18 protein-coding genes are annotated in these 18,922 nt (G+C 69.7%); 5 read left to right on the top strand and 13 right to left on the bottom strand.

All coding sequences use genetic code 11. The features are described 5' to 3' along the window. Positions 1 to 18: 18 nt before the first annotated feature. On the bottom strand, positions 19 to 612 hold the full coding sequence (locus AB0I69_RS27160) for an HAD family acid phosphatase (protein ID WP_363098284.1): 594 nt from the start codon (positions 610 to 612) through the stop codon (positions 19 to 21). A 225-nt stretch (positions 613 to 837) separates the two neighbouring features. Between AB0I69_RS27160 and AB0I69_RS27155 the strand changes: the two genes are divergently transcribed. Together AB0I69_RS27155 and AB0I69_RS27150 are read left to right on the top strand one after the other, a co-directional pair. Beyond that, on the top strand, positions 838 to 1,449 hold the full coding sequence (locus AB0I69_RS27155) for a flavin reductase family protein (protein WP_363098283.1): 612 nt from the start codon (positions 838 to 840) through the stop codon (positions 1,447 to 1,449). Positions 1,450 to 1,520: 71 nt separating this feature from the next. Beyond that, complete coding sequence (locus AB0I69_RS27150; protein WP_363098282.1) at positions 1,521 to 2,054, top strand: VOC family protein; 534 nt, start codon at positions 1,521 to 1,523, stop codon at positions 2,052 to 2,054. A 17-nt stretch (positions 2,055 to 2,071) separates the two neighbouring features. Here AB0I69_RS27150 and AB0I69_RS27145 read toward each other — a convergent pair whose 3' ends face one another. Continuing rightward, complete coding sequence (locus tag AB0I69_RS27145; RefSeq protein ID WP_363098316.1) at positions 2,072 to 3,382, bottom strand: MFS transporter; 1,311 nt, start codon at positions 3,380 to 3,382, stop codon at positions 2,072 to 2,074. Positions 3,383 to 3,496: 114 nt separating this feature from the next. Between AB0I69_RS27145 and AB0I69_RS27140 the strand changes: the two genes are divergently transcribed. Then, a complete protein-coding gene (locus AB0I69_RS27140) occupies positions 3,497 to 4,540 on the top strand; it encodes a helix-turn-helix domain-containing protein (RefSeq protein WP_363098281.1) in 1,044 nt (347 codons plus the stop codon). Between the two features lie 32 nt (positions 4,541 to 4,572). Here AB0I69_RS27140 and AB0I69_RS27135 read toward each other — a convergent pair whose 3' ends face one another. The 5 genes from AB0I69_RS27135 to AB0I69_RS27115 all read right to left on the bottom strand — a co-directional run bounded on the left by AB0I69_RS27135 (position 4,573) and on the right by AB0I69_RS27115 (position 10,546). After that, positions 4,573 to 5,751: a beta-propeller fold lactonase family protein gene (locus tag AB0I69_RS27135; RefSeq protein ID WP_363098280.1), complete on the bottom strand. Its 1,179-nt coding sequence runs from the start codon at positions 5,749 to 5,751 to the stop codon at positions 4,573 to 4,575. 162 nt (positions 5,752 to 5,913) lie between these two features. Next, entirely contained in the window at positions 5,914 to 7,164 is a 1,251-nt protein-coding gene (locus AB0I69_RS27130) for an MFS transporter (protein WP_363098279.1), read from the bottom strand. Between the two features lie 157 nt (positions 7,165 to 7,321). Continuing rightward, positions 7,322 to 8,371 (bottom strand): Zn-dependent alcohol dehydrogenase, encoded by a 1,050-nt coding sequence (locus AB0I69_RS27125; protein ID WP_363098278.1) that lies wholly within the window; start codon positions 8,369 to 8,371, stop codon positions 7,322 to 7,324. Then, positions 8,371 to 9,525 carry an acyl-CoA dehydrogenase family protein gene (locus AB0I69_RS27120; protein ID WP_363098277.1) on the bottom strand — a complete coding sequence of 385 codons (1,155 nt, stop codon included), beginning with the start codon at positions 9,523 to 9,525 and terminating at the stop codon, positions 8,371 to 8,373. Before AB0I69_RS27120 ends, AB0I69_RS27125 begins: the two co-directional genes overlap by 1 nt. A 109-nt stretch (positions 9,526 to 9,634) precedes the next feature. Then, a complete protein-coding gene (locus AB0I69_RS27115) occupies positions 9,635 to 10,546 on the bottom strand; it encodes an SDR family oxidoreductase (RefSeq protein ID WP_363098276.1) in 912 nt (303 codons plus the stop codon). A 95-nt stretch (positions 10,547 to 10,641) separates the two neighbouring features. Between AB0I69_RS27115 and AB0I69_RS27110 the strand changes: the two genes are divergently transcribed. Continuing rightward, complete coding sequence (locus AB0I69_RS27110) at positions 10,642 to 11,577, top strand: cyclase family protein (RefSeq protein WP_363098275.1); 936 nt, start codon at positions 10,642 to 10,644, stop codon at positions 11,575 to 11,577. Positions 11,578 to 11,937: 360 nt separating this feature from the next. Here AB0I69_RS27110 and AB0I69_RS27105 read toward each other — a convergent pair whose 3' ends face one another. From AB0I69_RS27105 to AB0I69_RS27090, 4 genes are all read right to left on the bottom strand, one after another. Beyond that, positions 11,938 to 12,408, bottom strand: coding sequence for an ATP-binding protein (locus tag AB0I69_RS27105; protein WP_363098274.1), 471 nt, complete (start codon positions 12,406 to 12,408; stop codon positions 11,938 to 11,940). 509 nt (positions 12,409 to 12,917) lie between these two features. Further along, a complete protein-coding gene (locus AB0I69_RS27100; protein WP_363098273.1) occupies positions 12,918 to 13,826 on the bottom strand; it encodes an acyl-CoA dehydrogenase in 909 nt (302 codons plus the stop codon). 3 nt (positions 13,827 to 13,829) lie between these two features. Further along, positions 13,830 to 14,963 carry an acyl-CoA dehydrogenase family protein gene (locus AB0I69_RS27095; RefSeq protein WP_363098272.1) on the bottom strand — a complete coding sequence of 378 codons (1,134 nt, stop codon included), beginning with the start codon at positions 14,961 to 14,963 and terminating at the stop codon, positions 13,830 to 13,832. Beyond that, positions 14,963 to 16,159, bottom strand: coding sequence for an amidohydrolase family protein (locus AB0I69_RS27090; protein WP_363098271.1), 1,197 nt, complete (start codon positions 16,157 to 16,159; stop codon positions 14,963 to 14,965). Before AB0I69_RS27090 ends, AB0I69_RS27095 begins: the two co-directional genes overlap by 1 nt. A gap of 86 nt (positions 16,160 to 16,245) precedes the next feature. On the opposite strand from AB0I69_RS27090, the gene AB0I69_RS27085 reads away from it, so the two are divergent. Beyond that, the gene (locus tag AB0I69_RS27085; protein ID WP_363098270.1) at positions 16,246 to 17,763 is read left to right on the top strand and encodes an AMP-binding protein; all 1,518 of its coding nucleotides are present in this window, start codon (positions 16,246 to 16,248) and stop codon (positions 17,761 to 17,763) included. On the opposite strand, the gene AB0I69_RS27080 is transcribed toward AB0I69_RS27085, so the two are convergent. After that, on the bottom strand, positions 17,742 to 18,254 hold the full coding sequence (locus tag AB0I69_RS27080) for an EF-hand domain-containing protein (RefSeq protein WP_363098269.1): 513 nt from the start codon (positions 18,252 to 18,254) through the stop codon (positions 17,742 to 17,744). The genes AB0I69_RS27085 and AB0I69_RS27080 overlap by 22 nt on opposite strands. A 142-nt stretch (positions 18,255 to 18,396) precedes the next feature. Continuing rightward, positions 18,397 to 18,783 carry an STAS domain-containing protein gene (locus AB0I69_RS27075; RefSeq protein ID WP_363098268.1) on the bottom strand — a complete coding sequence of 129 codons (387 nt, stop codon included), beginning with the start codon at positions 18,781 to 18,783 and terminating at the stop codon, positions 18,397 to 18,399. Positions 18,784 to 18,922 lie beyond the last annotated feature (139 nt).

Raw genomic sequence — 18,922 nt, 5'->3', positions numbered from 1 at the left:
CCCCCTCCCCGGTGGGCGTCAGTCCAACAGGCCGTCGTAGTCGGGGAGTTTGTACGTCGTGTCGGCATAGCCGCCGGAGAGGTCCGTGGCGCTGTTGCCGAGGTTGGCGATGATGTCGTAGCCGCCGGCCTCGATCGCCTTGCGCTGGGAGGTCTTGAAGTCGGCGATGCTCTCGTTCGCGATCTCGCTGAGTGTGCGGGTGTAGAGGCCGTCGACGGTGTAACCGACGTGCGTCAGGTTGTACTTGGTGGCGACGTCGATCAGGTTGGTGCGGGCGCTGACGAAGAAGACGCTGACGCCGTTGGCGTGCGCGTCCTTGGCCAGGGCGAGCATCGGCGCGACGGCCGGGGTGGGGTAGCCGCCCTCGAAGTAGGACGCCAGCGAGGTGTTGTCGATGTCGAGGACGATCGCCTGCTTGGCGCCCGAGGTGTTGGCGGCGGCACGGGAGTCGATGTAGGTCTGCGCGGGGCCGGTGACGGCGGCGACGTCGGTCAGCCACTGGGACTCGGTCACGGTCGAGTCGGCTGCCTGCGCGGGCAGCGCGGCGGCGAGGGTCAGGGCGAGGCCGGCCACTGCGGCCAGGGCGCCGCCGCGTGCGGTGAGACGGTTCATCGGGTGGGTGCTCCTCAGGTCACGGCAGCCACTGGTTCCGTACCGGTGGCAGTCGTTTCGCAACACTGCTGGTGGCGGGTGTGCGGGAAGTGACTCCGGGAGGTCCGTGCGGCGACGTGACTCCCATGTTCTGACCGGCATTCTGTGAATTGGCCGTCAGTGCCCGCACGTCGGCGCCCGCACCCCTTCCTATCTGATGACCCGTCAGCTTCAATGGATGCTGTGATGGGACACGCAGGGGCGGCAGCAGCCGCCGTCCGCTACCTCAGGTCGGCCGGAAGCGCTCCGGCCGCGCAGCCTGTCGAGGCGCTGCCGCGGCCGGAGCTCCGCTGCGTCACGGACGACGAGCGGGCACCGGTCGACCAGGGTGAATTCCGGCGCGTCCTGGGCGCGTTCGCGACGGGCGTGACCGTGATCACCGCCCCCGCGGCCGGCAGCGAGCCCGGCCCGGCCGGCTTCGCCTGCCAGTCCTTCTCCGCCCTCTCCCTCGACCCGCCGCTCGTCGTCTTCATGGTCGGCCGTACGTCCACGACATGGCCGCGGATCGCCCGCGCCGGTGTCTTCTGCGTCAACGTACTCGGCGCCCACCAGGGCGAGTTGTGCCGCGGCTTCGCGATCAGCGGCACCGACAAGTTCGCGGGCGTGCCGTACGACGCGTCGCCCGTCTCCGGGTCGCCGCGCCTCACCGGCGCGACCGCGTGGGTCGACTGCACGATCCACGCGGTGCACACCGGGGGCGACCATCTGATCGTGGTGGGACGGGTGGACGGGCTGGGCACCGAAGACGCCGACGCGGCGCCGCTGTTGTTCCACCGGGGCCGGTTCCTCCGACCGTGAAGTAGGACGGAATCCGACCTACCCCGCTCCTATCGTCGCCCCGACACCCGGCAGCGACGAAGGGAACTCCCATGCCTCAGCAGACCAACTCCGCGCCCGAGGGCTACACCACCGTCGCGCCCTGGGTCGTCACCGACGACACGGGAGCCTTTCTCGACTTCGTCGCCGCGGCGTTCGACGGAGAGGAGCTCGGGCGGGTGGCGACCGAGGGCGGGGCGATCGGGCACGGCGAGATCCGGGTCGGGGACACCGTCGTCCTGGCCTTCGACCGGGCCGCGGACTGGCCCGTCATGCCGAGCCTGCTCCGCGTGTTCGTGCCCGACGCGGACCGGGCGTTCGCACGGGCCGTCGACGCCGGCGGCCGTATCGTCACACCCCTCGCGAACGACGCCTTCGGGCAGCGTGGCGGGCGGATCAAGGACCCCTTCGGCACCATCTGGTGGGTGGTCGCCCACGTGGAGGACGTCCCCGAGGACGAGATGTGGCAGCGGCTGCAACAACCCGAGTACGCCGAGGTCATGCGTGTCGCCCAGGCGACGTTCGACGCCGAAGTCAGTGGCCGGGGCCGCGGACGCAGCAGTGCTCCGGTGCGGACGGCCGGCTGACAGGAGGCTTCCCGTCCTCACGCCGCCACAGGCGTCACCGCCGTAGGCATCACGCCCCGCCGCCGGATCACCAACGCCATCAGCGCGGCCACCGCGCACAGCGCTCCCGCCACGTACCAGACCATGTCGTACGACCCGAACGCGTCCCGTGCGACCCCGCCCAGGAAGGCCACCAGTGCCGCGCCGATCTGGTGGGAGGCGAGGACCCAGCCGAAGACGATGGCGCTGTCCTCGCCGTACTGCTCGCGGCACAGGGCCAGGGTCGGCGGGACCGTGGCGACCCAGTCGAGGCCGTAGAAGACGATGAAGAAGAGCATGGGCGGGTGGACGGTGGGGGCCAGCAGCATGGGGAGGAAGAGGAGGGAGATGCCGCGCAGGGCGTAGTAGACGGCGAGCAGGCGGCGCGGTTCGAAGCGGTCGGTGAACCAGCCGGAGGCGATCGTGCCGACCACGTCGAAGACGCCGATCACCGCGAGCAGTGAGGCCGCCGCCGTGATGGGCATGCCGTGGTCGTGGGCGGCGGGCACGAAGTGGGTCTGGATCAGGCCGTTCGTGGAGGCGCCGCAGATCGCGAAGGTACCGGCCAGCAGCCAGAAGGGGCCCGTGCGGACCGCCTTGAACAGGACGGCGATCGTACGGCGGGCCGCACCTGTGACCGGTTCCGGCTTCGGTACGAACTCGGTGGCGCCGTACGGCTTCGCGCCCACGTCCGCCGGGTGGTCGCGCAGCAGCAGCCAGACGAAGGGGACGACCGCGAGGGCCGCGAGGGACACGGTGACGGCGGCCGGGCGCCAGCTGTGCTCCTCGACTATCCAGGACAGCAGGGGCAGGAAGATCAGCTGGCCGGACGCCGAGGCCGCCGTGAGGATCCCGGTGACCAGGCCCTTCCGTGCGGTGAACCAGCGGTTGGTGACCGTCGCCGCGAAGGCGAGGGCCATCGAACCGCTGCCCAGCCCCACCAACAGGCCCCAGCACAGCAGCAGTTGCCAGGGTGCCGTCATCCACACGGTCAGGCCGGAGCCGAGCGCGATCACGGTCAGCGCGACCGCGACGACACGTCGGATGCCGAAGCGGTCCATGAGCGCCGCCGCGAACGGCGCCGTCAGCCCGTACAGCGCGAGGTTGATGGAGGCCGCGGCCCCGATCGTGCCGCGCGACCAGCCGAACTCCTGGTGCAGCGGATCGATCAGCAGCCCGGGCAGCGAACGGAAGGCCGCCGCGCCGATGATCGTCACGAAGGTGACGGCGGCGACGAACCAGGCGCGATGCAGTGACAATGTGCGGCTCCGCCGCGGGCGGGTTCGTCGGGCGGGCCGGGCTTCGTCCACGACTGTGGTCGGTTCGGTTGTCTGGGTCACGCCATACAGCTTCCGGTCTGCGGCCGATCCGATCCATTGGCCCGAAGGACAGCATTCACTAGGATCGGGCCATACAATCGGGTCATGGCCACAGCCACCACCGACGGTTTCCGCCCGCACCGTGTCGTCGTGCTCGCCCTCGACGGTCTCCTGCCCTTCGAGCTGGGCATCCCGCACCGGATCTTCGGGCGGCCCAGGGACGCCGAGGGGCGGCTGCTGTACGAGGTCGTGACCTGCTCGGTCCGACCGCCCGGGCCGGTCGACACCGATGCCGACTTCGCCATCCAGGTCCCGAACGGCCCGGAGGCCCTGGCCACCGCCGACACGGTGATCGTCCCGGCGTCGTACGAACTCGGCCCGGTCTTCGAGGAGGGTGTCCTCACCCCCGAACTCGTCGCCGCCTTCGCCCGGATCCGCCCCGGCACCCGCCTCGCGTCGATCTGCACGGGCGTCTACGTCCTCGCCGCCGCCGGTCTCCTCGACGGCCGCCCGGCCACCACGCACTGGGCGGATGCCGAGCGCTTCCAGCGGCTCTTCCCGCGGATCGAGGTCGACGCGGACGTCCTGTTCATCGACGACGGCGACATCCTGACTTCGGCGGGTGTCGCGGCCGGCATCGACCTGTGCCTGCACATGGTGCGCCGGGACTTCGGCACGACGGTCGCCAACGACGTGGCCCGCCGCACGGTCGTGCCGCCGCACCGCGACGGCGGGCAGGCGCAGTACATCCACCGCCCGGTCCCCGACCCGCAGTTGGCGACCACGACCGCCGCCCGCGCCTGGGCGCTGGGACGGCTGCACGAGCCGATCCAGCTGCGTGACATGGCGGAGCAGGAGGCGATGTCCGTCCGCACCTTCACCCGCCGCTTCCGCGAGGAGGTCGGGATCAGCCCCGGCCAGTGGCTCACCCAGCAGCGTGTCGAACGCGCCCGGCACCTCTTGGAGTCCACCGACCTGTCCATGGACCAGGTGGCCACGGACGCGGGCTTCGGCACCGCCCAGTCGATGCGCCAGCATCTGCAGGCGGCGCTCGGCGTCACCCCGACGACGTACCGCCGCACGTTCCGCACCGGCACCACCACGGGCCACGGGTCCAAGAGTCACGGCGGTGTCGGCGCCGCGCCCTGAACCCGTGCCCCCGCACGTCTCGCCCTTACCGGTCAGCCCGCGACGATGCCCTCCCCGCCGACGGCACCCGGCACCACGACCGAACCGATCGCGGTGAGCGACCCGCTCTTGTCGACCCGGAACTCGTCCACGATGCCCTTGATCCCGGTCTGGACGTAGAGGTACCGGCCGTCCGAGGAGGCCGCCGCGTCCACCGTGCCGGCGTCGGTGGCTGTGTTGCCCAGCGCGGTCAACTCGCCCTGGGGGCCCACCCGGTAGCCGGACACCGTGCCGCTGGCGGCATTGGAGACGTACACGTTGCCGCCGGCGGTGACCGCCCAGCAGGTGGCGGTCTGGCCGGTCGGGACCGTGCCCTTCGCGGTCAGTCTGCCGTCGCCGGCGACGCCGAAGGTGCCCACCGAGTTCGTCCCGGCCTCCGTCACATGGATCCGTCCGGCGGAGTCGAAGTCGAAGCCGAACGGCACGGCCCCCGGGAGCGAGGTCACCACGGGCCGCGCGGACGGCCCGCCGTACCGGCTGACCGGGAAGACGTCGATGCTCTGCCCGGCGGCCTTGGTGGTGACCACGAGCTTGGATCCGTCGGGCGTGAAGGAGATCTGTCCTACGGCCGAAGCGGTCGCGCCCAGGCCGAGTTCGCGGTGCCAGGAGGGGACCTCGACCAGCCGCTCGCCGGTCCGCGCGAAGCCCTGCACGGAACCGCCGCCGAGCGCGTTGGCGACGTAGACCCGGTCGCCGTGGAAGGTGACGCTGACCGGGAACGTGCCGCCGCTGGAGATCTCCTGGACGCGGCGCAGGTGGGTGCCGTGCACGGCGAAGACGGTCACGGTGTCGCTGCCCGCGTTGACGGCGTAGAGCAGCTGGTTGTGCCGGTCGTAGGCGAGCGAACCCTGCGAGGCCAGGTGGTCGGCGACGGTGCCGGCCAGGACGCCGCCCTTGCCCCCGGTGCGGTAGACGCCCTGCTGGCCGAGGGTGCCGTCGGCGGCGCGCTCATAGGCGACCACGGAGTTGGCGGTCGTGTCGTCGGTCTGCACGAACACCGTCGAACTGCCGTGGTGCGCACGGGAGTCGGAGCCGCGGTGCCCGTCGGCCGCACTGGCCGCGGGCGCGGCGAAGAGGGCGGCGGCGGCGAGCGCGACGGCGCCCGTACCCGCCGTACGGGCGATCCGGACGGCGCGGGAGGTGCGGGAGGCGCGGGCCTTGGAGAGAGCCATGTGTGGGTACTCCTCTTGCGGAAAACGGAACACGGAACGCGGGATCAGGAGCCGGCGGAGCGACTCGCGCTCACTGCCGGACGGCTGTAACGCTAGCCCGCGACCGCGGTACATAAGAGGACAAAAAGCTCGCTCAGGCCCGACGTCCGGGCTTCGTAAGAATCACCGCCAACTCCGCTTCGAGGCACCTGACTTCACAGACCGCGCTACGGCGACATCGACATCCCGCGCCGCCCGCCCCACACGCCCCGCCCGCCGCACCTCGCCCCACCAGCCAGTGACAGTCAGCACCGCGGTCAGGCCGACTCCCGCCAGGATCGCCGTCGACGGTGCGGCGACCTTGAGCAGGGCACCGGCCAGCGAGCCCGTGGCCGCGTAACCCGCCCCCGCCGCCGCGTACATGATCGAGTAACCGGCGGCCAGGGTGCTCGGCGGCAGCACCTCGCGCAGGGAGAGGTTCCGGGTGAGCATCGCGCCCGACTGGAGCGTGCCGCCCACCACGAGCGCGACCGCGATCCCCGCCGTGGCCGGTATCAGCGCGGCCAGCGCCACACACGTCGAGGTCCCGGCCATCAGCAGCACGCTGCGGGTGCGCAGCAGTCCCGGCCAGCCGCGCAGACCGTAGACGAAGGCGCCGAGGCCGCCGCCCACCGCCATCCCGGTCAGCAGCGGGCCGGACCAGCCGACGCCGATGCCGCGCTGTTCCAGCAGGGCGGGCAGGACGAGTTCGGACAGGCCGAGCAGGGCCATGCTGGCCGCGCCCGTGACGTACACCGGCCAGGCGCCGATCAGCACCCGGAGCAGCGGAACACCGGCCCCGCCCGCGCCGCCCGTGTCGTCCACGCCCCACGCGGCCGGCAGCAGCCACAGCCCCGCGACCGACCACGCCATCAGCCCGGCCGCGAGCAGCAGCGGAACCCGTGGCGCGACACCGAGCGCCAGCCCGGCGACCGCGGCCGGGGAGACGGCCCACACGCCCGCCGTGAGTATCGACTCGACGGACAACGCCTGCGCCACGGACCGCGCCGGCACCAACTCGCTGAGCAGCGTGCGCAGTCCACCGGTGGCGGCGGCCGGCGCGGCCCCGGCGACGACCGCGAACCCGGCGAGCACGGCAGGATGCGCGTCCGGAAACACCCCGAGCCCCAGAAACCCCAGGGTCCCGAACGCGAGGCCGACGGCAAGATGCACCCGGGCCCTCTCCGGCCGCAGCCGCATGCCAAGTACCGGAGCGCCGCCGATCTCCCCGATGACGTAGGCCGCCGCGAGTATCGCGCCCAGCGAGTAGCCCCCCGGCCGCTCGCGCACGAGGAAGACCAGGGCCAGCGGGGCCATGGCCACGGGCATGCGGGCACCGATGGTGGTGCAGGCCCAGGTCAGGACCTGTCGGGAGACGACATCGCGGTAGGTCATGCCAAAACGCTACGGGCCGGGACTGACAACGCCCCAGGAATTTCCCAGGCCTGTGGACAACTCCCGGCATGCATCCGTCAGAACGCCAGAAGACCAAGAGGCCAGGAGGCCAGGAGGTCAGAAGGCGAGGAGGTCAGAAGGCGAGGAGGTCAGAAGGTCAAAAGGTCAGAACCCCCCGAGCCACCCGCCCCGCCTCCGCGTCCCCCGCCGCCTTCTCGAAGTCCTCGACGGGATACGTCTCGGTCACCAACTCGTCGAGCAGCAACCGCCCTTCGCGATACATCTGGGCGTACAGGGCGATGTCCCGCTGCGGCCGGGAGGACCCGTACCGGCAGCCCAGGATCGACTTGTCCAAGTACATGGACGAGACGAGGAAGGACGCCTCGGCCGTGGCCGGCGGCACCCCGAGCAGCACCGCCTGGCCGTGCCGGTCGAGCAGATCCACGGCCTGCCGGATCAGCTCCACCCGCCCGACGCACTCGAAGGCGTGATCCGCCCCGCTCGGCAGAATCTCCCGCACGCCCTCCGTCGACGGGAGGAAGTGCGTGGCCCCGAACTGCCGTGCCACGCCCTCCTTCCCTGGGTTGGCGTCCACCGCGACGATCGTCGACGCCCCCGCGATCCGCGCCCCTTGGATGACGTTGAGCCCGATCCCGCCGGTCCCGATGACGACGACGCTGTCCCCGTGATCGACCCGCGCCCGGTTGAGCACGGCGCCGACCCCGGTCAGCACCCCGCATCCGATGAGCGCGGCCGACGGCAGGGGAATGTCCTTGGGGATGCGGACGACCTGCACCGCCTTCACGACGGTCCGTTCCGCGAACGCCGAGTTGGACGCGAACTGGTACACCGGCTGCCCGCCCCGCGTGAACGGCTGCCCCGGCCGCCCGATGGCCTGCCGGCACATGGTCGGCCGCCCCCGGTCGCACTCGGCGCAGGTCCCGCAGTTGGCGAGCGTGGAAAGAGCCACATGGTCACCGGGCGAAACATGGGTGACGCCCACACCCACGACCTCCACCACCCCGGCACCCTCATGCCCCAGCACCACAGGAACAGGGAAGGGTATGGTCCCGTCCACCACAGACAGATCGCTGTGACACAGCCCGGCCGCCGAGATCGCGACCAGCACCTCACCCGGCCCCGGCTCCCGCACCTCCAGATCGTCCACGACCTGGATCTGCTTGCCGTCGAAGACCACACCGCGCATCAGACGACTCCCTTGGGTTCCCTGGGCAGACCGAGCACCCGCTCGGCGATGATCGTGCGCTGAACCTGGTCCGAGCCGCCGTAGATCGTGTCGGCCCGCGAGAAGAGGAACAGGTGCTGGAACAGGTCGAGTTCGTAGGACGCGGACGGCGACCAGTCCACCGGCCCCACCGTCGCCGCGGCCCCGCGCACCGCCATGGCCAGCTCCCCGAGCCGCTGATGCCAGCCGCCCCACAACAGCTTGGCCACACTGGGAGCCCCCGCGTCCCCCGCCCGTCCCAGTGTCCGCAGGGCGTTCCACCGCATGGTCCGCAACTCGGCCCACTGCCGCACGAGTCGGTCGCGCAGGACGGGATCAGACACCGCACCCGAGTCAACGGCCGCCTCGACCACCCGCCCCAACTCACCGGCGAACCCGATCTGTTGGGCAAGCGTCGACACCCCCCGCTCGAACCCGAGCAGGCTCATGGCGACCTGCCACCCCTCCCCCTCGCCCCCGACCACATGCTCGGCACGCGCACGTGCCCCGTCGAAGAACACCTCGTTGAACTCGCTCGTCCCGGTCAACTGCCGTATGGGCCGCACCTCGACGCACCCCGGCTGATCCATGGGCACAAGCAGAAAGCTCAGCCCGTGATGCCGCCGCGACCCCACCTCGGTCCGCGCCAGCACAAAACACCAGTCGGCCTCATGGGCGAGCGAGGTCCAGATCTTCTGCCCGGTGATCCGATACGTCCCGTCCCCGCCATCCCGCACGGCGGAGGTCCGCACCCCCGCGAGATCGGACCCCGCCCCGGGCTCGCTGTACCCCTGACACCACAACTCGTCCCCAGCAGCAACAGCAGGCAGAAAACGGTCCTTCTGCTCATCGGTACCGTGAGCGATGAGGGTAGGGGCAAGCAAATTCTCCCCGATATGCCCGGACCGCGGCGGCGCGTCCGACCGCGCGTATTCCTCGGCCCACGCGACCTGTTGGGTGAGTGTGCCACTGCGATTGCCATAGCCAGATTCGGGCCAACCCAGCCCTATCCACCCGCTCTTGCCGAGAGTCCGCTCCCAAACACGACGGTCCTGACCACCTTCGACATGCGCCAAGAGCCAATCCCGAGCTTCGACCCGAAACCTTTCGTCCACGTCAGTGAATCCAAAATCCACAGGGCTCCCCTAACAACACCGTCAAGTCCACCCACCTAAGGGGCGCGGGGAACTGCGCGACCAGCCACAACGAACCCGCACCCGCCAAACAACACGAACCCCCGAGCTATTAGGCGTTCGGCCGCGCTCCATCCCGCGCAGCCCTCTCCATCTCCTGCAACCGAGAAAGCATCGGCATCGGATCCACCCCAACAGACCCCGGCAAAAACTCCGCGATCTTTTCAGCCGTCCACCCGCCGGAGGCATACGCCGCTCTCAACTCCCGAGGCTGCGCCCACACCGCGATCTTCGGCCCGGCAACGGTATAGACCTGCCCGGTGATCCCCACCTCCCGAGCCCGCTCGGACAGCAGATAGACAACCAGCGCGGCAACATCCTCCGGCGACCCGATCTCCGCCAACTCCATAGGAACGTTCGCCGACATCCGCGTACGAGCAACAGGCGCCACCGCGTTGGCGGTGACCCCGTACTTGTTCAAACCCAGCGCAGCGCTCCGTACCAGCGAAATGATCCCGCCCTTCGCAGCACTGTAATTCGCCTGCGAAACCGACCCTTGATGGTTCCCACTGGTGAACCCGATCAACGTCCCGGCCCGCTGCTTCCGCATCACCGCCGACGCCGCCCGGAAAACGGTGAACGTCCCCTTCAGATGAGTAGCGAGAACCGGATCCCACTCCTCCTCGGACATATTGAAAAGCATCCGCTCCCGCAGAATCCCGGCAACGCACACCACCCCGTCGATCCGCCCGTACGACGACACCGCGACATCGACAACCCGCTGCCCACCGGCCATGGTCGAGATGTCATCGGCAACGGCAACGGCCTCTCCGCCCGCCGCCAAGATCTCCTTGACGACACCCTCCGCGATCTCACTCGTAGGCGACGCCCCGTCCATCGAGACGCCGTAGTCGTTGACGACGACCCGCGCTCCCTCGGCCGCCGCCGCGAGCGCGACCGCACGGCCGATGCCCCGGCCCGCGCCCGTGACGGCGACGACCTTGCCTGCCAAGAAGTTCCCCATGTCCGGCCCCTCCCCCAGTTTCTGACGGTCCGTTAGATTCGACTCAGATTCTACGACCCGTCAGATGCCTGGAGACAAGCCCTGGGGAGGCCCTGATGTCACTGCCGACACTCGGTCCGGAGTTCCACGACATCGCCAAGCGCGTGAACAACTGGGGCCGTTGGGGAGCGGACGACGAGATCGGCACGCTGAACCTGATCACCGATGACGTGATCCGGGAGGCCGCCGCCGAGATCCGGACCGGCCGCCGGATCCCCCTCGCGCTCCCCCTCCAACAGGACGGCGTACAGACAGGGGTGGTCCCGGGCCGGGTCAACCCCCTGCACGCGATGGTGCAGATCAACCAGGAGCTCTTCGGCCCGGGGACAGTGGCGTTCAGCGACGACGCCGTGACCATGGGGCTGCAGGCCGGCACCCACTGGGACGCGCTGTCCCACACCTCGCACTCCGGGAAGCTGTACAACGGCCGCCCGGCCGGCACCGTGACCCCGCACGGCGGCGCCGAGTTCAGCGGTATCGACAAGGCGCGGCACGTCGTCTCGCGCGGGGTCCTGCTGGATGTGGCACGCGCGCGGGGCGTCGACCGTCTCGACGGCGGCCACGCGGTCACCCCGGAGGACCTGGAGGCCGCCGAGGAACTCGCCGGCGCGCAGGTGCGAGCCGGCGACATCGTGCTCGTACGGACCGGCCAGGTCCAGGTGTATCTGGCCGGTGACAAGCACGGCTACAGCTACCCCTCACCGGGCCTCTCGGTCCGTACGCCGGAGTGGTTCCACGCGCGTGATGTCGCGGCGGTCGCCAACGACACCCTGACCTTCGAGATTCTTCCGCCGGAGATCGAGGACCTGTGGCTGCCCGTGCACGCCCTCGATCTGGTCGAGATGGGGATGCTGCAGGGGCAGAACTGGAATCTCGAAGAGTTGTCCACAGCCTGTGGACAAGAGAACCGCTACACGTTCTTCCTGTCGGCGATGCCCGAACCTTTCATGGGCGCCACGGGAACCCCGGTGGCCCCTATCGCCATCCTCTAGGACAGTCCGGTTTTGACGAGGGCCGGACTTTACGGTCGGATGGCGGCGCGCTGCTGCCCGCCCCGAGCACGGCACCGCGTGCCGCCATCCGACTCCGGCGTACCCGTCCTGGCCCCTGCCCCGAGGGGACCCACGCCGAACACGACCCACACTCGCCGAGGGCTCCCGTCACCGAAGCCCTCGCCGTCCCCTCGCGGCGAATCGCTGCCCACAAGCGTGACCAAGCGGTCACGTCGCGTCAACGCCCATCCGGGGATTTGTTCCCTAAGCGCCATTTGTCACAGGGCGCGCATGGAAGCACAGCCCGGCGCATCTCCGCCCGGCACTTGCAAGGGGCATGCAAGGGGTACACAAGGGCACCTACACCGCTTCGTACGCGAAGCCCTCGAACCCCTCGTACGCCGTGATGCCGCCCCCGAACGCCGCCGCGGCCTCCCGGGGTTCGCTGCCCCGGTCGATCTCGCACCAGATGCGTTTGCCGGTGCCCTCGGCGCTCCAGCCCCAGCGGTCGGCGAGGCCGACCACCAGCGCCAGGCCGCGCCCACCGGTCTCGTCACCGTCCGCGCAGCGCGGCACGGGGGCCTGGCAGCTGGTGTCGGCGACCTCCAGGCGGACGGTGGCCGACTCGGTCGCCTCGCCCGGCAGGGAGAGCCGCAGCACGGCCGGACAGCCGGTGTGCACCACGGCGTTGGTGACGAGCTCGGAGACGAGCAGGATCAGCGTCTCCGCAAGCGGTTCGTCGACGTCTATCCCGGACCCGGCGAGCCGCGAGCGCGCCCACCGCCGGGCTCGCCCCACCTCAGCGGGGTCGGGCCGGATCTCCAGCTGCACTTGAAGCACCTGCACCGCTCACACCATCCGAACCGGCGGACACTTAGCCTCGCGCCTCACGAGGGCCACGATCGTAGCCATTTCCTGCATGACCAGAACAACGGCCAGAACAAGGGTCACGGAACGTGAATCCCTTGCGAGACAGCATGATTGACGTTCAGTCACCCCAACAAGCGCTTCGGGCATATTCCAGCGCGAAGGAGTACGTGTGCGGGATACTGTGCGACGCTCACTGCGGGGAGTCGAACAGGCAGGGGCGAAAGCCCGTTCTGCCGTACGAACGGCGGAGTGCGCCGCCCGATCCGGAGTCGCCCCACAGGCAACACCGGCATGGCTCGTACCTTGAACCACTCGCATCTCACACAAGGTACCGGAGCCCGCAGACGACTCCAGGCCGTGACAAGTCACGCGTAGGACACAACCCGATATCAACGCTCCGTGATTCCGATATGCCACGATCCGCGACACCGTTGTCGAGCCCGATCCGGTTGCCGCAGCCCAGCCGCCCATCACGCCGCCCCGGCCACCAGATCCGCCGCGAGCAACTCCTCACTCTCCGTACTCCCACCACCACGCCGAGCGCGCACCCACGCCCGTTTCAGATGCAGATGCACCTCGGACTCCCAGGTGAAGCCCATCCCGCCATGCACCTGCAGACAGTCCCGCGCCCCACGCACGGCGGCCTCGTCGGCCAACAACCGCGCCGCCGCGATATCCACCGCATCCCTGGTCACAGCCGCCGCGTACACGGCGGCCCGAGCCACCTCCACCCGCACCAACGACTGCGCGCACAAGTGCTTGACGGCCTGGAACGCCCCGATCGGCTGCCCGAACTGCTCGCGCGTCCGGGCGTGTTGCACCGCCAGCCCACACACACGCGAGGCCGTCCCGAGCTGCTCGGCAGCGGTAAGAAGAACAGCAACAGGGTCGGTACGCGCCGGGGCCGGCACCCGATGCAACGGCGTCAACGGATCCACCGACCGCAGCGCTACGGCCCCCTCGGCCCCCGGCAGCACGACATCGGCCTCGTCCAGCCACTCCACGAGACTCCCGTCGGCAGCGGCGACAACGGTTTCCCCACTGGCCGCCCCCGGCACCACCCCGGCGGCGAGATGCGTAGCCACCAAGGGCCCGGGCACCAACGCCCACCCGAGCTCCTCAAACACCAACACGGCTTCGGGCAGCCCGAGTCCAGCTCCGCCGTCAGCTTCGGCCAACCGCAGAGAGAACACCCCAAGGTCACCGAGGGCCCGCCACAAACCCCGGTCCAGCCGAGGAGCGCCCTTTAGAGGAGCGCCCCTTAGGGGCGCGGGGAACTGCGCGATCAGCCCCCACGCACCCGCAGACGACGAACGACCGACCACATCCCGCACAGCAGCCCGCAACGCCTTCTGCTCCCCGGTCAGTTGAAACCGCACCGCTCACCTCCCCTTCGGCAACCCCAAAATCCGCTCAGCCACAATGTTCTGCTGAATCTGCGAGGTGCCGGCGGCGATCGTGTACGACAGCGACGACAGCCGATCGAGCACCCAAGGCCGCTCCAGATCCAGCGACTCCACCCCCAGAACCTCCGCCGCCGCGTCGTACAGCTCCTGCCGCGCATGCGAGTAGCGGAGTTTGAAGACCGACCCGCCCACACCCGGAACACCGCCGGAGGCTTCCGCCTCACTCACATTCCACTGAGTCAGCCGCCACAACGCCCGGAACTCCGCGTTCAATCGCCCCAGTTGACGCCTGAGCACCGGATCATCCCAACGCCCGTTCCGCCGCGCCTCCAAGGCCAGCTCCCCCAACACCCGCCGACAGGCAACGACCTCACCCACAAAGGCCGTACCGCGCTCAAAGGAAAGGGTCACCATGGTCACGCGCCAACCGTCGTTCTCGTCCCCCACCCGGTTGCCGACAGGCACCCGCACCTCATCAAGAAACACCTCAGCGAACTCCGCAGACCCGGCCAGCGTCCGCAACGGCCGTACGGTGATCCCCGCCGCGTCCATCGGCATCGCGAGCCAGCTGATCCCCCGATGCTTCGGCGCGTCCGCATCCGTCCGCACCAACAGCTCGCACCAGTCGGCGACTTCGGCGTGCGAGGTCCAGATCTTGGAACCGCTCACCACGTAGTCGTCGCCGTCCCGCCACGCGCGCGTGCGCAGTGCCGCGAGGTCGGAACCGGCGTCCGGTTCGCTGAAGCCCTGGCACCAGACCTCGTCGCCGCGCAGCACGGGCGGCAGCCAGCGCTCCCGCTGCTCTGGCGTGCCCTCAGCGGCGATCGTCGGCCCGGCGTGTAGCAGTCCCACGAAGTTGGCGCCCACGTAAGGCGCGCCCGCCTTCTCGGTCTCCTCCAGGAAGATCAGCCGGGTGGTCGGGGACGCGTCCCAGTGCACGTCGGCGTACCCGGCGTCGTACAACATCCGCTGCCAGCCCAGGTCGTAGACGCGGCGGCCGGGCCAGTCGTCCGGCGACGGCTTCGAAGGCAAGGTGGGAAGCACCTTGGCCAGCCACTCCCTCAACCGCCCCCGGAACTCGTCCTCCTCGGCCGTGTACGAGAGGTCCATTACTTGTCGAGGTCCAGGCCCAGCATGCGGATCGCGTTGCCCCGCATCAGCTTGTAGACCGTCTCGTCGTCGAGGCCCTTCACATGGTCGAGGGCGACTTCCTTGGTGTGCGGGAAGGTCGAGTCGACGTGCGGGTAGTCGGTCTCGAACGTGGCGTTGTCCCGGCCCACCACGTCCAGCGAAGCGACCCCGTGCTTGTCGCGGAAGAAGCAGCAGAACATCTGGCGGTAGTAGTACGTCGACGGGGGCTCGGGGATCAGGTCCCGCACCCCGCCCCACGCGCGGTGCTCCTCCCACACGTCGTCGGCGCGTTCCAGGGCGTACGGGATCCAGCCCATCTGCCCTTCGGAGTACGCGAGTTTGAGGGTCGGGAACTTCACCAGGACCCCGCTGAAGAGGAAGTCCATCATCGAGGCCATGGCGTTGTTGAAGGAGAGCGAGGCCTGTACGGCGGGGGGTGCGTCCGGTGAGGCGGCGGGCATCTGGGAGCTGCTGCCGATGTGCATGTTGACGACCGTGCCGGTCTCCTGGCAGACGGCGAAGAACGGGTCCCAGTAGCCGGAGTGGATGGAGGGCAGTCCGAGGTAGGTGGGGATCTCGGAGAAGGTCATCGCGCGTACGCCGCGTGCCGCGTTCCGGCGGATCTCCTCTACGGCCAACTCCACGTCCCACAAAGGGATCAGGCACAGCGGGATGAGCCGGCCGCCGCTGTCGCCGCACCACTCCTCGACCATCCAGTCGTTGTAGGCGCGGACGCAGGCGAGCGCGACCTCCTTGTCGTGCGCCTCGGCGAAGGTCTGGCCGCAGAAGCGCGGGAAGGTCGGGAAGCAGAGGGAGCCCTCGACGTGGTTGAGGTCCATGTCCTTGAGCCGCTCGGCCGGGTCCCAGCAGCCGGGGCGCATCTGCTCGCGGGTGATGCCCTCCAGGGTCATCTCGTCGCGGTCGAAGCCGACGGCGGCGATGTTCCGCTTGTACGGGAACTTGAGGTCCTCGTAGATCCACCAGTCGGTGGGCGGGCCGTCCGGGTCCATCGTGATCTGGTATTTCCCTGCCACGTAGGCGAGTTCGCCGATGCCGGCGGTGAGCGGCTGGGGGCCGCGGTCCCGGTACTTCTTCGGCAGCCAGGTCTCGAAGAGGTGCGCGGGTTCGATCACGTGATCGTCGACGCTGATGATGCGGGGCAGTTCGGTGGTCATGGGTTCCCCTCCGGCGGGACGGTACTTATCTGATGACCCGTCAGATAGCATGTCACCTGACGAGTCGTCAGCCAAGGAGGGGGACCATGAACGAGACGCCGCACTCCCTGAGTTCCTCCCGCACCCTGTGGGAACTGGTCGCCCGCCGCGCCGACTTGACCCCCGACCGCCCGGTCCTCCTCCAGGACGACCGGGCCCTGAGCTTCGGCGAGTTGCGCGACCGGGCCGAGCGCGTCGCGGCCGGTCTGTACGGCATGGGCGTCCGCCCCGGCACGGTCGTCGCCTGGCAACTCCCCACCCGTATCGAGACGGCCCTCCTCTCCTTCGCGCTGGCCCGCCTGGGCGCCGTACAGACACCGGTGATCCCCTTCTACCGGGACCGCGAAGTCGGCTTCGCGCTACGGGAGTCGAAGGCGGAGTACTTCGCGGTGCCGGGCACCTGGCGCGGCTTCGACTACGAGGAGATGGCGCGGCGGCTCGGCGCGAAGGGGATCTTCGAGGCGTACGACGGCGCTCAACTCCCGGACGGCGACCCGGCGTTGCTCCCCGCCCCGCCCGCCGACGGCACCTCGGTCCGCTGGATCTACTGGACCTCCGGCACCACCTCCGACCCCAAGGGCGTGCTGCACACGGACCGTTCACTGATCGCGGGCGGCTCCTGCCTCGCCCACGCGCTCCGTCTCACGCCGGACGACGTGGGCTCGATGGCCTTCCCGTACGCGCACATCGCTGGGCCCGACTACACGGTGATGCTGCTGCTGTACGGCTTCCCTGCCGTGATGTTCGAGCAGTTCGCGCTGCCGGACGCGCTGGAGGGGTATCGCAAGCACGGGGTCACGGTGGCGGGTGGCTCAACTGCCTTCTATTCCATGTTCCTTGCCGAGCAGCGCAAGCAGCCGGGGACCAAAGTCATCCCCTCGCTACGGCTGCTCGCGGGCGGTGGTGCTCCCAAGCCGCCGGAGGTCTACCACTCCGTCGTACGCGAGATGGGGGTCCAACTCACCCACGGATACGGCATGACCGAGGTGCCGATGATCACGATGGGGGCGCCGGACGACACCGTGGAGAATCTGGCGACGACCGAGGGACGGCCGCCGGAGGGGATGGAGATACGGATCGCGGCGGGTGGGGAGGTGCGGCTGCGCGGGGAGGCCGTGTGTCAGGGGTACTTGGACCCGGCGCAGACGGCGGAGGCGTTCGACGCGGACGGGTTCCTGCGGACCGGGGATCTCGGGGAGGTCACCGCGAGCGGGCATCTGATTCTCACCGGGCGGCTCAAGGACGTGATCATCCGCAAGGGGGAGAACATCTCGGCGAAGGAGATCGAGGATCTGCTGGCCGCGCATCCGGACGTCGGGGACGTGGCCGTCGTGGGGCTGCCGGACGTGGAGCGCGGGGAGCGGGTGTGCGCGGTGGTCGAACAGCCGCCGGGGGCAGGTGAGTTGACCTTGTCCGCCGTGACGGACTATCTGCGCGCGGAAGGGCTGTCCGTGCACAAGCTGCCGGAGCAGCTGGAGATCGTGGACGCCCTTCCGCGCAACGACGCCTTGCGGAAAGTGCTCAAGTACAAGCTGCGTGAGCGTTATTCCGGGACGGTGAAGTAGCGGGCGAAGGAGGAGACGATCTCCGCCTCGCCGACCTTGCCGTCGCTGTCCGTGTCGAGGGCGTCGGCGGCCATGGCGGCGATGTCGGCGGGGACACCGAGGGCCTTGAGGACGCGCACGGTGTCCGCGATGGTGGCCGAGCCGTCGCCGTCCGGGTCCGCCACGTCGAGGGCCGCGTGCAGGAAGGGGCGGCCGATCTCGGCGAATCGCTCCGGGTTGTCGCGCAGTCTCTTGACCGCGCCGTTCACGAACTCCTCGCGGCTGACGCGCTGGTCGCCGTCCCGGTCGGCGATGCCGGCCATGCCCTGCCAGAACGCCTCCGCGCCGATGTACAGGGCCTGGCCCTTGTCGGAGCGGGCCGCCGTACCGAACTCCGCGAGCAGCGCCTTGGCCGCCGAGCTGAAGTCCTCCCGGTCGATGAAGCCGTTGCCGTCCTGGTCGAAGGTGGCGAACCGGGCGGCGATCCGTCGCTCGTACTCGGTGCTGACCATGTCTTTCGGGCCGCCTTACTCATGTGGGGGTGCACTTGGCAGGGAGCGTACGACGCCGGGGCGGGTCCGGGAGCCGAAAACGACGCTTGTACCAAGACCGGGGAAATTCCGAAACAACGGCGTCACCCCGGAAACCGACGCGTCACGCCGAGAGGGGGTCCGCCTCTTCCTCGGGGCCCTCTTCTGTGGCCGCCATCACATCGGGGTAGACGTCGAAGAGGCGGCGCACACCGAGGGCGCTGAGGACCCGGTTGACGTGCGAGCCGTCGACCGCGCCCTGGGCCGGCAGGACCACGCGCAGGTGGCCCTGGCAGGAGCGGATGAGGCGGCGGGCACCGATGAGGACGCCGACACCGCTGGAGTCGCAGAACAGCACCTCGGAGAGGTCCACGACCAGGCTGTGGTGACCGTCCGCCACCACGTCGTGCACCCGCTGGCGCAGCACCGGCGAGGTCACCAGGTCCAGTTCGCCGGACACGAGGAGCACGGACCAGCTGCCGCGCTCGCCGTCGTTCACTTTGAAGGCCACCGTCGCGCCTTTCGCTAGCCGGAACTCCCGGAAGCCGTCCGGAAACGGAAGCCGTACCTACGCTTCCCTGCAGCGCGGCTGCCCAGCGGCCGTTCCCTGAAACACGGCGACAGAAACGGAAACAGGCCGGAAGAGGCTT

Origin of the sequence: Streptomyces sp. NPDC050508 (genome assembly GCF_040655155.1) — a bacterium.
Taxonomy (GTDB): Bacteria; Actinomycetota; Actinomycetes; order Streptomycetales; family Streptomycetaceae; genus Streptomyces.
The sequence above is the reverse complement of the archived record's forward strand: the minus strand, read 5'-3'. Positions and strand labels throughout refer to the sequence as shown.

Coding starts and splice junctions, on each gene's coding strand:
- AB0I69_RS27125 (WP_363098278.1), bottom strand. CDS start 8,371: ATGCGCGGTGTGGTCTTCGACGGCAAGCAGATCCAGGTCGTGGACGAT.
- AB0I69_RS27135 (WP_363098280.1), bottom strand. CDS start 5,751: ATGGCTCTCTCCAAGGCCCGCGCCTCCCGCACCTCCCGCGCCGTCCGG.
- AB0I69_RS27080 (WP_363098269.1), bottom strand. CDS start 18,254: ATGGTCAGCACCGAGTACGAGCGACGGATCGCCGCCCGGTTCGCCACC.
- AB0I69_RS27130 (WP_363098279.1), bottom strand. CDS start 7,164: ATGACCTACCGCGATGTCGTCTCCCGACAGGTCCTGACCTGGGCCTGC.
- AB0I69_RS27115 (WP_363098276.1), bottom strand. CDS start 10,546: ATGGGGAACTTCTTGGCAGGCAAGGTCGTCGCCGTCACGGGCGCGGGC.
- AB0I69_RS27150 (WP_363098282.1), top strand. CDS start 1,521: ATGCCTCAGCAGACCAACTCCGCGCCCGAGGGCTACACCACCGTCGCG.
- AB0I69_RS27110 (WP_363098275.1), top strand. CDS start 10,642: ATGTCACTGCCGACACTCGGTCCGGAGTTCCACGACATCGCCAAGCGC.
- AB0I69_RS27095 (WP_363098272.1), bottom strand. CDS start 14,963: ATGGACCTCTCGTACACGGCCGAGGAGGACGAGTTCCGGGGGCGGTTG.
- AB0I69_RS27140 (WP_363098281.1), top strand. CDS start 3,497: ATGGCCACAGCCACCACCGACGGTTTCCGCCCGCACCGTGTCGTCGTG.
- AB0I69_RS27085 (WP_363098270.1), top strand. CDS start 16,246: ATGAACGAGACGCCGCACTCCCTGAGTTCCTCCCGCACCCTGTGGGAA.
- AB0I69_RS27155 (WP_363098283.1), top strand. CDS start 838: ATGGGACACGCAGGGGCGGCAGCAGCCGCCGTCCGCTACCTCAGGTCG.
- AB0I69_RS27160 (WP_363098284.1), bottom strand. CDS start 612: ATGAACCGTCTCACCGCACGCGGCGGCGCCCTGGCCGCAGTGGCCGGC.
- AB0I69_RS27090 (WP_363098271.1), bottom strand. CDS start 16,159: ATGACCACCGAACTGCCCCGCATCATCAGCGTCGACGATCACGTGATC.